General features: G+C 67.5%; 10 protein-coding genes. 9 read left to right on the forward strand and 1 reads right to left on the reverse strand.

What is annotated here, in order from left to right:
* Positions 1-48 precede the first annotated feature (48 nt).
* The 8 genes from ABE473_RS15740 to ABE473_RS15775 all read left to right on the forward strand — a co-directional run bounded on the left by ABE473_RS15740 (position 49) and on the right by ABE473_RS15775 (position 9,505).
* On the forward strand, positions 49-3,075 hold the full coding sequence (locus tag ABE473_RS15740; RefSeq protein WP_346490150.1) for a TonB-dependent receptor: 3,027 nt from the start codon (positions 49-51) through the stop codon (positions 3,073-3,075).
* A gap of 199 nt (positions 3,076-3,274) precedes the next feature.
* Positions 3,275-4,801 carry a serine hydrolase domain-containing protein gene (locus ABE473_RS15745; protein WP_346490151.1) on the forward strand — a complete coding sequence of 509 codons (1,527 nt, stop codon included), beginning with the start codon at positions 3,275-3,277 and terminating at the stop codon, positions 4,799-4,801.
* Positions 4,755-5,495, forward strand: coding sequence for a M15 family metallopeptidase (locus ABE473_RS15750; RefSeq protein WP_346490152.1), 741 nt, complete (start codon positions 4,755-4,757; stop codon positions 5,493-5,495). Before ABE473_RS15745 ends, ABE473_RS15750 begins: the two co-directional genes overlap by 47 nt.
* A gap of 43 nt (positions 5,496-5,538) precedes the next feature.
* A complete protein-coding gene (locus tag ABE473_RS15755) occupies positions 5,539-5,916 on the forward strand; it encodes a hypothetical protein (RefSeq protein ID WP_346490153.1) in 378 nt (125 codons plus the stop codon).
* Between the two features lie 219 nt (positions 5,917-6,135).
* Entirely contained in the window at positions 6,136-6,552 is a 417-nt protein-coding gene (locus ABE473_RS15760; protein WP_346490154.1) for an EF-hand domain-containing protein, read from the forward strand.
* 108 nt (positions 6,553-6,660) lie between these two features.
* Positions 6,661-7,413: an HAD family hydrolase gene (locus ABE473_RS15765; protein WP_123731350.1), complete on the forward strand. Its 753-nt coding sequence runs from the start codon at positions 6,661-6,663 to the stop codon at positions 7,411-7,413.
* Complete coding sequence (locus ABE473_RS15770) at positions 7,410-7,961, forward strand: hypothetical protein (RefSeq protein ID WP_346490155.1); 552 nt, start codon at positions 7,410-7,412, stop codon at positions 7,959-7,961. The genes ABE473_RS15765 and ABE473_RS15770 overlap by 4 nt, the downstream gene beginning before the upstream one ends.
* A 176-nt stretch (positions 7,962-8,137) precedes the next feature.
* Positions 8,138-9,505 (forward strand): VOC family protein, encoded by a 1,368-nt coding sequence (locus tag ABE473_RS15775; protein ID WP_346490156.1) that lies wholly within the window; start codon positions 8,138-8,140, stop codon positions 9,503-9,505.
* A 255-nt stretch (positions 9,506-9,760) separates the two neighbouring features.
* Here the strand turns inward: ABE473_RS15775 and ABE473_RS15780 are convergent, their stop codons facing one another.
* A complete protein-coding gene (locus tag ABE473_RS15780; RefSeq protein WP_070471520.1) occupies positions 9,761-11,275 on the reverse strand; it encodes an acetyl-CoA hydrolase/transferase family protein in 1,515 nt (504 codons plus the stop codon).
* A gap of 375 nt (positions 11,276-11,650) precedes the next feature.
* On the opposite strand from ABE473_RS15780, the gene glnE reads away from it, so the two are divergent.
* The gene (gene glnE, locus ABE473_RS15785; RefSeq protein ID WP_346490157.1) at positions 11,651-14,491 is read left to right on the forward strand and encodes a bifunctional [glutamate--ammonia ligase]-adenylyl-L-tyrosine phosphorylase/[glutamate--ammonia-ligase] adenylyltransferase; all 2,841 of its coding nucleotides are present in this window, start codon (positions 11,651-11,653) and stop codon (positions 14,489-14,491) included.
* Positions 14,492-14,623: the final 132 nt, after the last annotated feature.

Genomic DNA, 14,623 nt, shown 5'->3' on the forward strand with positions numbered 1-14,623 from the left:
GGTACACGGCGGCATCCACGATTCCACATCTGCAGGAGAGAGCAGGGAATGAACGTAAATCGATTGAAGCGTGCGGCGTTGTACGCCGCGCTGGGGGTGTGTCTGGGCAGCCTGGTGCCGATGGGCGCCTCGGCACAGAACGTCAGTGGTGCCGTAGCCGGCCGTGCGACTGCCGGTGACCAGGTGACGGTCGTCAGCAACGGCACTGGCCTGACCCGTACGGTCACCGCCAGTGCCGATGGCAGTTACCGTCTGGGTCAGTTGCCGGTCGGCGATTACCAGCTGCAGCTCAGCCGGGATGGCCAGAAGCTGGGCGAGCCATTCGCGGTGAGCGTCGCGGTCGGCGGCACCACCACCGTCAACCTGGCCAGCAGCGGCGATGTGGTCAACCTCGATGCGCTGCAGGTGATCGGTGCCCGCGTGGTCAATCGCGTGGATGTGTATTCCACCGAGACCTCGTTCAACGTCAACCGCCAAGAGCTGTCGCGCCTGCCGGTGGCGCAGGACCTGTCGGCCGTAGCGCTGCTGGCGCCTGGCGTGGTCGGTGGCAACTCCTCGTTCGGTGGCCTGTCTTTCGCCGGTTCCTCGGTGGCCGAGAACGCGGTCTTCATCAACGGCCTGAACGTCACCGACATGTACACCCGTCGTGGCTTCTCCAGCGCGCCGTTCGGCTTCTTCAACGAATTCCAGGTCAAGACCGGTGGTTACTCGGTGGAATTCGGGCGTTCCACCGGCGGTGTAATCAACGCGGTGACACGCTCGGGCACCAATGAGTTCCAGGGCGGCGTGGAAGTCACTGCCGAACCCAGTGCGCTGCGCTCCAGCCCGCGTGACCATTTCCACCGCGACGGCACGCCGCATTCCTACGCCAGCCGCGACAACAACTCGTTCCTGAAGACCAATGTGTGGGGTTCCGGCCCGATCATCAAGGACAAGCTGTTTCTGTTCGCGATGTATGAAGACCGTAACGATACCGGTCACAACACCTCGTCCGATGCGCTGAGCTGGTTCAAAAACAAGAGCGACAACGGTTTCTGGGGCGCCAAGCTGGACTGGAACATCAACGACAACCACAGTCTGGCGCTGCTGGCGTTCTCCGATGAGGGCGACATCACCAACGGGTCATACAACTACGATTGGGATGACGACCAGATCGGTGCGTGGGGCGGCGACTCGGTCACCGAGACCGGTGGCAAGAACTGGTCGGCAACCTACACCGGTCACTTCGGCGAGAACTTCACCGCGCGCGCCATGGTGGGCGAGAATAACCAGCGGGCCTTCACCAACTCCTCGCTCGATGAGGCGTGCAGTCCGGTATTCACCGACGCCAGCTACGCGTCACGTCTGGGCCAGCTCAACGGCCTGCGTGCGGGCTGCCATCCCACTGGCGCCGCCGTTGCCGAACGCGACGATACGCGTGAGGTCGCGCGGTTGGACTTCGAATGGCAGCTCGGCACGCACCTGCTGCGCTTCGGCGTGGACCGCGAGCTGATGACGACCGAGCAGTCCACCCGCTATCCGGGGCCGACCCAGCTCAGCTACACCGCCTACGTCGCCCGCCCGGGCGATGAAGTGTGGGATGGCGCCAATGCCTATGTGCCGGCCGGCGTGACCGAGATGCTGCGTGCGCGCAACCGCGTTTCCGGCGGCACCTTCGAGACGGAAGCCAACGCGTTCTACCTGGAAGACATCTGGAACATCACCCCGAACCTGATGTTGAACCTCGGCGTGCGCTGGGACCGCTTCGAGAACCGCACCGCCGATGGCGACGCCTTCATCAAGATGGACGACCTGATCGCGCCGCGTTTCGGGTTCTCCTGGGACATGAAGGGTGACGGCAGCACCAAGCTGTTCGGCAACGCTGGCCGCTATTACCTGCCGGTGACCAACAACATCAACGTCAACTTCGCTGGCGGCTTGACCGACGAGTACTCCTACTACGTGCTCAATGGCTGGCAGCAGCAGGCCAACCCGGTCACCGGGGCGCCGTACATGGCGCCGGTCATCGGCCAGCAGATCGGTCCGGTGGATGCGCGCATGAACACCGGCGCGGCCGACCTGCGCCAGAGCGTGGACAAGGATCTGAAGGCGGTCTACCAGGATGAGTACATCCTCGGCTTCCAGACCATGATCAACCAGGCCTGGTCGTGGGGCGTCAACGCGACCTACCGCAAGATGGACCGCGCGCTGGATGACATGCGGATCAACCACACCCCGTGCGGGCCGACCGGCACCACCCTGTGGCCGATCGCCAACCCGGGCGAGAGCCTGACGATCTGGGGCGACTCCAGCATCGGCTGCGCCACCGAGGGCTGGATCACCATCGATACTTCCAAGGATGGCTACCGCAAGGGCGGCAGCCTGGAGGTGGTTGGCTACTCCAAGCCCAAGCGTACCTACAAGGCACTGGAATTCCAGATCGATCGCGCGTGGGATGAGAAGTGGCTGTTCAACGCCTCCTACCTGTGGTCGCGCAGCGATGGCAACTTCGAAGGTCCGGTCAATTCGGACACCAACTACGGCGATACCGGCATGGTCCAGCACTGGGATCATCCGTCCAACAACCAGCGCTATGGCCCGCTGTTCAACGACTTCCGGCATCAATTCAAGTTCCGCGCAGCCTACGCGCTGAACGAGCAGTGGTCGTTCGGCACCACGCTGCAGGTGCTGTCCGGTGGGCCGATCACCGCCTTCGGCGTGATGTGGCCCAACGACACCGTGGCCGGTGGCAGCACCTCCAGTGAAGGCAGCGGTGGCGGTACCGGCTGGCTGTGCGTGGCCAACTGCTCGGGGGCGTACGATCAGCGCCAGTTCGAGTACAGCCCGCGCGGTGCCTTCGGTCGCCTGCCGTGGACCTGGACCATGGGTGCCAACGTCACCTGGCGTCTGCCGGTGGAGGGCATCGACCTGAGCGCACGCCTGTCGGTCTACAACCTGTTCAACAACCAGACCGTCATCAACGTGCACCAGCGCTATGAAGCCCAGCCCGGCCAGGTGCGTGAGAACACCTTCAACACCGGCACCCGCTGGCAGGCGCCGCGTTACACGCAGTTGATGGTGACCTGGAACTTCTGATCCGGCCCGCGCGTGGCAGGTGCCGACGGTGCGTCGGCACCTGCTTCCAACGCCATCCCGCGTGCACGCGCGCAATTGACCGCGGGTCGATACGAGCCTTCCACGGGCGGCGCCGGTTGCATGCCCTCCGGTCATGACGAGGGAACCCATGCCGTCACACGCTTCAACGCACATTCGATCCAGCGTTCTCGCGCTTGGCATGGCCTGCGCCCTGAGCATCGCGCCCAGCGCACGGGCAGCCGATCCCGCCGACACCTTCAATCGCCTGCTCGATCAGACCGTCGCCCAAGAACACCTGCCGGGTATCGCCATGGCTGTCGTCGAAGACGGCAACACTGTCTTCATCGGCACCCGTGGCGAGCGCCGCGCCGGGCAGGGCGAGCCCATCGACCCGGACACCCTGTTCAAGATCGCCTCCAACAGCAAGGCAATGACCGCCGCGCTGCTCGCCCGGCTCGTCGAGCGCGGTGCACTGCGCTGGGAGGACCCGGTCATCAAGTACCTGCCGCAGTTCCGCATGCATGACCCGTGGGTGACGCAGCAGATGCAGGTGCGTGACCTGCTGATCCACAACAGCGGCCTGGGCCTGGGGGCGGGCGACCTGATGCTGTGGCCCGAGCCCAACAGTTTCACCCGGCAGGACATCATCGCCGGCCTGGCCCATCTCAGGCCGGTCACCAGCTTCCGCAGCGGCTACGCCTACGACAACCTGATGTATGTGGTCGCGGGCGAGGTCGCCGCTGCCGCCGGCGGCAAGCCTTACGATCAACTGCTGCGTGAGGAAGTGTTCGTGCCGCTGGGGATGGATCGCTGCCAGGTCGGCGCGTGGTCGGTCGCGGCGGTCGGCAACGTCGCCCAGCCGCACGCGCGGAAGGACGGCCGCAACGTGGTGCAGGGCGCCGACGGCGGGACCAGTGCCGATCTGACCTCTATGGCGGCCGGCGGCATCCGTTGCAGCCTGCGCGACATGACCCGCTGGATGCAGGTGCTGCTCGATCCCGCACTCGCTCCCGGTTGGCTGGGCACGGCGCAGCGCCGCGCACTGTGGACCGCGCACATGCCGATGCCGCTGGGCGAGCGGCAGCGGCGCTGGGACAACGCGCATGTCTCTGCCTATGGTTACGGGTGGCGCCTGTCGGACATGGACGGGCAGTGGAAGGTGGCGCACACCGGCACGCTGTCCGGCATGTATTCCTCGCTCGCGCTGCTGCCGGACCGCAAGGTCGGCGTGGTGATCCTGATCAACAGCGACGCCGAGGACGCACGCACCGCACTGATGCAGGTGGCCTTGAAGCACTACACTGCAGCGCAGGACACGGCCGACGTGGACCACTATCTGGCCCTGCTTGAACAGGAGCGTGCCGACCGCCGTGGTGACGGCAAGGTTCGACCGGATACCCGCGCGCGCCGGCCGGCTTCGCTCCACACCACGGTGTCGGCGCAGGGCCGTTACCGCGACCCGTGGCTGGGCGAGGCCCTGCTCTGTCCGGAGCAGGGCGCGCTGCGCTTCAGCGTGGTCAAGTCGCCGATGCTGCGCGGCCAGGTCATGCAGCTCGGCGCGCGCTGGCTGGTGCAGTGGGATACGCTCGGGGCCGATGCCGAGCCGTGGTTGCAGCTGCAGCCCGGCGCCACGCCCGCCCTGACCTTGGCCGCGATCGATCCGGAGATCGACTTCAGTTATGACTACCAGGACCTGCACTTCACCCGCATCGGTGATTGCCCGTAGCGCGCTGTTGCTGGCACTGCTGGTCGGCAGCGCCCACGCGGCAGCGGCGCCGGCGGTCACGCTCTCGCCCGCGCGCGACGTGGCCGAAGCCGGGCTGGTCGACATCCGCACGCTCTCACCGGCGATCGCGCATGACATCCGCTACGCCGGCCCCGACAACTTCACCGGGCAACGCGTGCCCGGCTACGACGCGCCCAAGTGCTATCTGCTCGCCCCGGCCGCCACCGCGCTGGCGCAGGTGGAAGCAGACCTGCGTGCCGAAGGGTTCGCGCTGCGCCTCTTTGACTGCTATCGCCCGGCCCACGCGGTGAAGGCCTTCGTCGCCTGGGCACACGATCCGCACGAGCAGTCGCGCAAGGCGCAACAGTACCCGGACCTCGCCAAGCCGGCCCTGCTCGGTGGCTACATCGCCGAGACCTCCGGCCACAGCCGGGCCGCCACGGTAGACCTGACCCTGCTCGATTGCCGCGACGGCCCCTGTGCGCCGGTGGACATGGGCACCGAGTTCGACTTCTTCGGCCCGCGCGCGCATACCGATGCGCCGGAGATCAGCGCGGCGCAGCGCCGCCACCGCCAGCAGCTGCGCCAGGCCATGGCCCGGCGTGGCTTCGCCAACTACCCGATGGAGTGGTGGCATTTCACCCTGCAGCCCGAGCCGGCACCGACCACCGCCTACGACGTGCCGGTCCGCTGAGGCGCGCCGCTACACTGTGCGCTGACCGCCGGATCGGACCACGATGAACCTGCCGCTGCACGTTGGATTGCTGGGAACGCTGGAGGCAGGGCTGATCGCGCTGTTCGTCGGGCTGCTGGTGTATGCGCTGTGGCACCGGCTGTGCCGCTGGGCAGGCTGGACCGACGGCCATGCGATCGGCTGGGCCTGCGTGATCGCGGTGGTGGCCTCGGCCGGCATCGATGCCTGGAACCTCTTCTACATGGGGATGATGCGGCTCGAGTCGCCGCTGTATGCACGGCTGTTCCTGGCCAGCATCCACGATCCGAACGAACTCGGCTCGCGCGTGGTGCTGGAAGTGGCCGGCGCGATCGGCGGTGTTGCGCTGGGCTGGCTTTTGTTCAGTTCCCGCTCAGGCGAAAAAAACAGCAACGCGGCGTGAGATTGCGTTCGCTTCCGGTTAAATCCCGCCTCAATGAATGGGTGCGTTACCAACCGCTCACCTGTGGCTAACCAGCGCGGTACTGCACGCATTCCCGCGAGTGGTTAAGGCCGCGTGCGCAGGGCGATCGAGGGCCAATATCGATTCACAAACGGGGTGGCAGTGTGGGGCCGTGCGGAAACAACAGGCCGCGCAACAACCACCAAGGAGACCACCCCAATGACTCATCGCATCCGCAAGCCCCTGATCGCCCTGATCGTCGCCGCAGGCAGTGTGCTGGCCATTCCGGCGATGGCCCAGTCGGCCCAGCAGAGTGCCGCGCAGGCCCAGAACCAGGCCGCCCAGGCGCAGCAGGCGGCGGCGCAGGCCGGAGATGCAGCCGATACCGCGGCCAACGCCGCAGCGCAGGCCTCCGCGCAGGCCAGCGGCGGCGGTGGCCAGACCTGGGCCAGCGTCGATACCGACGGCAACGGCACCATCAGCAAGTCCGAAGCACAGGTGAACGCGGGCCTCGCCCAGGTGTTCGACCAGGCCGACACCAACAAGGACGGCGAGCTCTCGCCGGACGAATACAAGGCGTACGTGGCCGCCCAGCAGGGCAAGGCCGCCGATGCTGGCGCCCAGCAGAGCAAGTAAGGACCGGGGACACCGGTAGCGCAGTGAGGGGGAAAGGGCGGCTTCGGCTGCCCTTTCTTTTTGCGTCGCCGTTTGGGGCGGCTTGGCTGCTGTTGGTATCCTTGGCCGATGATGACTTCCCTGCCCACGCCGCAAGGCGCTATCGGCCTGGTTGGTTTTGACGGTGATGACACGCTGTGGAAGAGCGAGGATTTCTACCGCAAGGCCGAACAGGATTACCTCGACATCCTGTCGCGCTACATCGACGTGCATGACACGCAGACCGCTCGCCACCTGCTGGAAGTGCAGCAGCGCAATCTCGGTGTGTTCGGCTACGGCGTGAAGGGCATGACCCTGTCGATGGTCGAAGCGGCCATCGAGATCACCAACCAGACCATCAGCGCCCGCGACCTGCAGCAGATGCTGGACATCGGCCATGACACCCTGCGCCACCCGGTCGAGCTGATCGACGGTGTGCGTGAGTCGGTTACCGAGATCGCCCGCGATTACCCGGTCGTGCTGATCACCAAGGGCGACCTGTTCCACCAGGAAGCCAAGATCAAGGTGGCGAACCTGCGCGACCTGTTCCCGCGCATCGAGATCGTCTCCGAGAAAGACCCGGAAACCTATGCGCGCGTGCTGGAAGAGTTCGATCTGCCGATCAAGCGCTTCGTGATGGTCGGCAATTCGCTGCGCTCGGACATCGAGCCGGTGATCACCCTTGGCGGCTGGGGCATCCACACCCCGTACGCGGTGACCTGGGCGCACGAAACCCAGCACGGCGTGGCCGACGACGAACCGCGCATGGTCGACGCGCCGACCGCCTTCGACTGGCCGCAGGCGCTGCGGACCATCGAGGCCAAGGCCGCGCAGGCCGGATGATGCGCGCCGGCCTGCTCGCGCTGCTGCTGATGCTGCCCTGGGCGGCTGCGGCCGAGCAGACCCCGGAGAAGTCCGCCGCCTACGTGGTGGACACCGGCGATGCCTGGGTGGATACCCAACTGCAGGACATCAACCATTACGCCGAGCGCTACCCGGACAGCTTCCTGGATGAAGTCTCGCGCTACGCCGGTGTCTCGCGCGGTTACGTCGCCGCGCTGATGCACACCCACGGCTGGCAGGCCGGCGACATCTACTTCGCCTGTTTCTGGGCGCACGTGATCGAACAGTCCTGCCGCGGGAGCGTGCAGGCGTGGTCGCGCGCGGTGCCGGAGGAGGGCGAAGCCAAGCGCTGGGAAGCGGTGGTCGCCGAGCTCCCGGTCACCCCGACCAACCTGCATTGGCGCGCGCTGCGCCACGCCATCGTCGCCAGCCACGACCACTGGGACCGCCCGGTGAAGCTCGACGCCACGCTGCAGCGCCAGCTGGGCAACCGCGAGCAGCGGCGGCGCACGGCGGCCACTCCGGAACCGGCCGCAGCGACGCGTTGAGATACCGCGTATCCACGCCATGCGTGGATGCTCTTCGCGCCCATCGCATTCGATGTAGCCACCCATGGGTGGCTACCCTGCCTCCCGCTTTGCTGCTGTGCAGATCGCCGCGCGCGACCGCCTCGGCGACAATGGCGGACTGCTGTCCCTCCCCGTGATCCGTTGCCGAGTACGTCATGAGCACCGACCGTTTCGTTTCACCCGACGATATCCGCAGCCTGTTCGCCCAGGCGATGTCCACCATGTACCGCACCGAGGTGCCGCTGTACGGCACCCTGGTCGACCTGGTGGCCGAGATCAACGATGCCGTGCTGACCGCCAATCCGGCGTTGGCCGAGCAGTTGGACCGCACCGACGAGCGCGCCCGCCTCGACCAGGAACGCCACGGCGCGATCCGGGTCGGCACGGCGGAAGAACTGGCCACGCTGGGCCGCCTGTTCGCGCTGATGGGCATGTACCCGGTGGGTTACTACGACCTCTCGGTGGCCGGCGTGCCGGTGCATTCCACCGCGTTCCGGCCGCGTACCGCACAGGCGCTGGCACGCAATCCGTTCCGGGTGTTCACCTCGCTGCTGCGGCTGGAGCTGATCGAGAACGTCGCGCTGCGCGAGCAGTCCGCTGCCATTCTCGCCCAGCGCCGGATCTTCACCGATACCGCGCTGGCCCTGATCGCGCAGGCCGAACGCGAGGGCGGCCTCGACGAGGCCGATGCGCGCCGCTTCGTCATCGAGGCGCTGGAGACTTTCCGTTGGCACGGCGACGCCACGGTGTCGCTGGACACCTATCACGCGCTGCATGACGCGCACCGGCTGATCGCCGACGTGGTCAGCTTCCGCGGTCCGCACATCAACCACCTGACCCCGCGCACGCTGGACATCGACGCCGCGCAGGCCGGGATGCTCGCGCGTGGCATCGACGCCAAAGCGGTGATCGAAGGTCCGCCACCGCGCCGCTGCCCGATCCTCCTGCGCCAGACCAGCTTCAAGGCGCTGGAAGAAACCGTGCACTTCCCCTCGGGCGACGCCGGCGATGCCGGTACGCATACCGCACGCTTCGGTGAGATCGAACAGCGTGGCCTCGCCCTGACGCCCAAGGGCCGCGCGCTGTATGACCAGCTGCTGGCGCAGGCGCGCGACAGTGGGGGTGCCGGCAGCACCGGCCAGGATTACCGGACCCGCCTGGCCGCGGCGTTCATCGCTTTCCCGGATGACCACGACACCCTGCGTCGCGAAGGCCTGGGTTACTACCGCTATGCCCTGACCGAGGCCGGTCGTGCCAACCCGGGTGCGGTGGGTGATCTGCCGGCCGAAGCGCTGATCGCCGCTGGCCTGGCCAGTGCCGATCCGATCGTCTACGAGGATTTCCTGCCGGTCAGCGCCGCGGGCATCTTCCAGTCCAACCTGGGCGGCGACGAACAACTTGCCTACGCCGCGCATGCCAACCGCGATGCCTTCGAGCAGGCGCTGGGCATGAAGGTGGAGGACGAGTTCGCGATCTACGAGCGGCTGCAGGCCGAATCACTGACGTCCCTGCGGAACGGCTGACGGCGAGCGATCACTGACCGCGCGGGGACCGCCCTGCGGACGGGATCCTGAACCACGCGGGGGCCGCTCCCCGGGTAGTGCCGGCCGCTGGCCGGCTCTTCATGTACCAAACGGGCATGCGGGCTTGCGGACGGTAATGCGTGGAGCCGGCCAGCGGCCGGCACTACCAGGAAACAGAACGCCCCGGTCCGTGCATCGCAACACGGAAACAAAACGCCCCGGTAGGTACCGACCGTTGGTCGGTACCGTGCAGCATCAGGCCTTCATCGTCCCGGTATCCAGCCACCGCTGGTGCCACGACAGCGCTTCCGGCAGCAGGTGCGGGGTGTGCTTGCCATAACTCTCACGGCTCGCACGGTCGAAGTAGTCGTTCAACTGGTCGCGGAAATCCGGGTGCGCGCAGTTGTCGATCACCACCCGCGCCCGCTTGCGCGGGGTCAGGCCGCGCAGATCGGCCAGGCCTTGTTCGGTGACGATCACGGAGACATCGTGCTCGGTGTGATCCACATGGCTGACCATCGGCACGATCGCCGAGATGCTGCCGTTCTTGGCCGTCGAAGGACTCAGGAACGCAGACAGGAAGCCGTTGCGCGCGAAGTCGCCCGAGCCGCCGATGCCGTTCATGATCCGGCTGCCCATCACGTGCGTCGAGTTGACGTTGCCGTACAGGTCGGCCTCGATCATGCCGTTCATGCCGATGCAGCCCAGGCGGCGCACCAGTTCCGGATGGTTCGAGATCTCCTGCGTGCGCATGATGATGCGCTCGCGGTAGAAATCGATGTGCTCCTTGAAGGTCTCGTTCGCCTGCGGGCTCAGCGCGAAGCCGGTGCACGAGGCATAGCTCAGCACGCCGTCGCGCAGCAGGTCGAGCATGCCGTCCTGGATCACCTCGGTGAACGCACTCAGATCGCGGAAGCCGCTCTTGGCCAGCCCGGCCAGCACCGCGTTCGGGATGTTGCCCACGCCGCTCTGCAGCGGCAGCAGGTTGGCCGGCAGGCGGCCCTTGGCCACTTCGTGCTTGAGGAACTCGATCAGGTACTGCGCGATCTGCTCGCTGGTCGTATCGATCGGGCTGAACGGGCTGTTGCGGTCCGGGCCGTTGGTGCGCACCACCGCTACGATCTTGTCCGGGTCACAGCGCAGTGCGGTCTCGCCGATGCGGTCGTTGGCGTGCACCAGCGGGATCGGCTTGCGGTGCGGCGGCAGCGCGGTGCCGTAGTAGATGTCGTGCATGCCGTCCACGCCGGCCGGCTGCCACTCGTTGACCTCGACGATCACCTTCTTGGCCAGGTCCAGCCAGGTCTTGTTGTTGCCGACCGAGGTGGAGGGCACCAATGAGCCGTCCTCGCGGATCGCCGAGACCTCGATCACCGCAGTGTCGATGTCGCCATAGAAGCCGAACCACACGTGCTGGGCGACATGGCTGAGGTGGATGTCGATGTAATCCAGCTTGCCCTCGTTGATGCGGTTGCGCGCATCCGGGTCGCTCTGGAAGGGCATGCGCATCGCGATGCCATCGGCCTTGGCCAGCGCGCCGTCCAGCTCCGGCGCGGTCGAGGCGCCGGTCATCAGGCTGATCTGGAACGGCAGGCCCTGGGCGTGCACCGCCTCGATGCGCTGCGCCAGCGCGACCGGCACCGCCTTGGGATAGCCTGAACCGGTAAAGCCGCTCATGGCGACGGTTTCACCCGGCTGGATCAGGGCGGCGGCAGCTTCGGCGGAGACAACGCGGTCACGCAGACGCGCGTTTGCAATGCGATCGACAGACATGACGACAACGTTTTTGGGGGGATCCCCATTATCGGCGATCCACGCAGGGGCAGGGGTTCTACCTTGGTGGGATGGCGTTTTCACATCGGCGCCTCCCTGTTCAGCTTTCCGGCCTACTTCTGTACCCGCAAGTATTGTTTTGCAGTGCAGCGTGCAAGTTCTCCGCCGACCCTAGAAGATCGACCTGCATCCCGACGTGGGGGAGGGAGCAGAGCCCGCTGGCAGTTCGCTGCAAGCGGGCTTTTTTATGTCTCGCCTCCGGAACATCGGGGCGCCAATGGGGTTTCGCGCGTCGACACGCGCCCGGGCATGACCGCTCAACCGGTGAACACGCTTCTGCCCTGCAGGGCGACCCGCGCCGGGCATAATCCCCCCATGCCGATTTCCGACCTCGCCGCGCCCGCGCGCGTCCCCGACGCCCTTGTTCCCCTGGTCGACCGTGCCCTCGCGCGGCTGGCCCTGTCGCTGACCGATGCCGGCCACTGGCCGCCCCCGGGCCCAGTGCTGGAAACGCTGCGCGCGCTGGCCGTCACCAGCGACTTCGCCATCGACACCCTGTGCCGCCAGCCCACGCTGTTGTCGCACCTCACGCAGGCAGGCTGCCCGCCGTTGCCGCTGCCCGAGCTGGACCCGCTGCAACCCAGCGAATGGCAGCAGCGCCTGCGCCGCTACCGCACCGCCGCCTCCACCCGGTTGATCTGGCGCGACCTGACCGGGCTGGATGACGTCCCGGCCACGCTCGCCGGCGCTACCCGGCTGGCCGAAGAGTGCCTGCAGTTGGCGCTGTCCGCGCTGGAGCAGGAATTCAGCGGCCGTCATGGCGTTGTCCGGGCCGCCGACGGCAGCGCGCAGCAGCTGGTCGTATTCGGGCTGGGCAAGCTGGGCGGTGGCGAACTCAATTTCAGCTCGGATGTGGATCTGGTCTACGCCTACCCGCAGGGCGGCGAATCCGATGGCGCGCGCCCACTCGCGGCCGAGGAATACTTCGCGCGCCTCGGGCAGCGCCTCGCGCGGCTGCTGGATGACACCACCGTGGATGGTTTCAGCCACCGCGTCGATCTGCGCCTGCGCCCGTTCGGGAACGCAGGGCGCGTGGCGCTGTCGTTCGCCGGCATGGACCAGTACTTCCAGCGCGAAGGTCGCGACTGGGAGCGCTACGCTTGGCTGAAGGCGCGCGCCGTGGCCGGGGATATCGCCGCCGGTGAAGCCTGGCTGCAGACCCTGCGCCCGTTCGTCTACCGCCGCTATCTGGATTTCACCGCGCTCGATGGACTGCGCGAAATGAAGGCCGCGATCACCGCCGAGGTCTCGCGCCGCGAGATGCACGACGACATCAAGCGCGGCCCCGGCGGCATCCGTGAAATCGAATTCCTCGCGCAGGCGCTGCAGCTGATCCGTGGGGGCCGCGAAGCGCCGTTGCGCGAACGCCGCCTGCTGCACGCGTTGCCGGCGCTGGTCGCGTCTGGCCAGATGGCCGAGCAGGACGGCGCCGACCTCCTGCATGCCTACGGCTTCCTGCGTCGGCTGGAAAACCGCCTGCAGATGCTGCGCGACGCACAGACCCACGCGCTGCCCACCGATGGCACCGACCGCCTGCGCATCGCCGCCGGCCTCGGGTACGAGGACTGGGACGCGCTGGTCGCCGCGCTCGACGTACAGCGCGAGCGGGTCAGCACCGAATTCGCCGCGCTGCTCGCACCGCGCCGTGGCCAGGCCGCGCCGGATGCGCTGGCCAGCTACTGGCGTGGCCTGCCCGACAACGGCAGCGCCGAGGTACTGGCCGAGGCCGGCTTCTTCGATGCCGGCAGCGCCGATCAATCCCTGCGCGATTTCGCGCAGAGCTCCGGGGTGAAGTCGCTGTCCGATGCCGCGCGTGCCCGCCTGGACCGCGTGCTGCCGGCGCTGCTGCATGCGGCCACCCGCTCGCCGCAACCGGACGCCGCGCTCAAGCGCGTGCTCGGCCTGCTGCAGGCGATCCTGCGCCGCACCAGCTACCTCGCCCTGCTCGACGAACAACCCAGCGCACTGGCGCGGCTGGTCGACGTGCTGGCGCGCAGCGCCCTGCTGGCCGAGCGCCTGGCCGCCTACCCGTTGCTGCTCGACGAACTGCTCGACGTGCGCGTCTCCGGCCCGATGCCGGATGCCGCGGGCATGCAGGCCGAGTGCGATGTCGCGCTGACCGTCGATGATCCCGAAGGCGCGCTGCGCCTGCTCAACGAGACGAGGCTGGCGCTGAGCTTCCGCATGGCGATGGCCACGCTGGATGGCCGCCAGCGCGCCGTCGACACCACCCGGCAACTGGCCGAGCTCGCACAGGCGGTGGTCGTCACCGTGCTCGCGCTGGTACAGGCCGACATGCAGCGCCAGCACGGCGGCATACCGGGCGGTCGTTTCGCGATCATCGGCTACGGCAGCCTGGGCGGACTGGAACTGGGCTTCGGCTCGGACCTGGATCTGGTCTTCCTGCACGATCACCCGGCCGGGCAGGACAGCAGCGACGGTCCACGCCCGCTCGATCCCGGCCGCTGGTACGCACGCCTGGCGCAGAAGGTGATGGCGATGCTGGGCGCGGTGACCGCCGCCGGCCGCCTGTACGACATCGACGTGCGCCTGCGCCCGGACGGAGGCAAAGGCGCCCTGGTGTCTTCGCTGGCCAGCTACACCGAATACCAGCGCGAACGCGCCTGGACCTGGGAGCACCAGGCACTGGTGCGTGCCCGTGCGATTGCCGGCGATGCCTCGCTGCTGGCCGATTTCGAACGGGTGCGCGCAGACACGCTGGCGCGCCCGCGCGACAACGCGGTGCTCTACGCCGATGTGCTGAAGATGCGCGCCCGCATGCGCGCCGAGCTGGACCGCAGCGACGCCGCGCGGCTCGATCTCAAGCAGGGCGCGGGCGGTATCGTCGATCTGGAATTCCTGCTGCAGACCGGTGTGCTCGACAGTGCTGGAATGCATCCGCAGGTGGTGGGGCCGCGCGATACCCCGAGCCTGATCGACGCGCTGGCCGATATCGCGTGGCTGCCCGGCGGCACCCGGGATGGGCTGCACGAGGCGCATGCGGCACTGCTGGACGTGGGCCTGGCCTGCACGCTGGACCGCCGCCCGCGCCTGGCACCGCCGACGCCGGCACTGGAAGCGGCACGCGCGATGATCATCGCGGCGAGTGATGCAGCGGGGTTGCCGTTCCAGATGCGGATCGACGTCGCGCCCTGACGCCGGTTTGCCCGGGCATGGACCGCATCGCTCGGGCATCCACCATGCATCGCGCGGGCATCGACCTTGCATCGCTCGGGCACCGGTAGTGCCGGCCGCTGGCCGGCTCCCATGAACCCTGCAGAGCCGGCC

Source organism: Stenotrophomonas sp. TWI700 (genome assembly GCF_039673645.1).
Classification (GTDB): Bacteria; Pseudomonadota; Gammaproteobacteria; order Xanthomonadales; family Xanthomonadaceae; genus Stenotrophomonas; species Stenotrophomonas maltophilia_AA.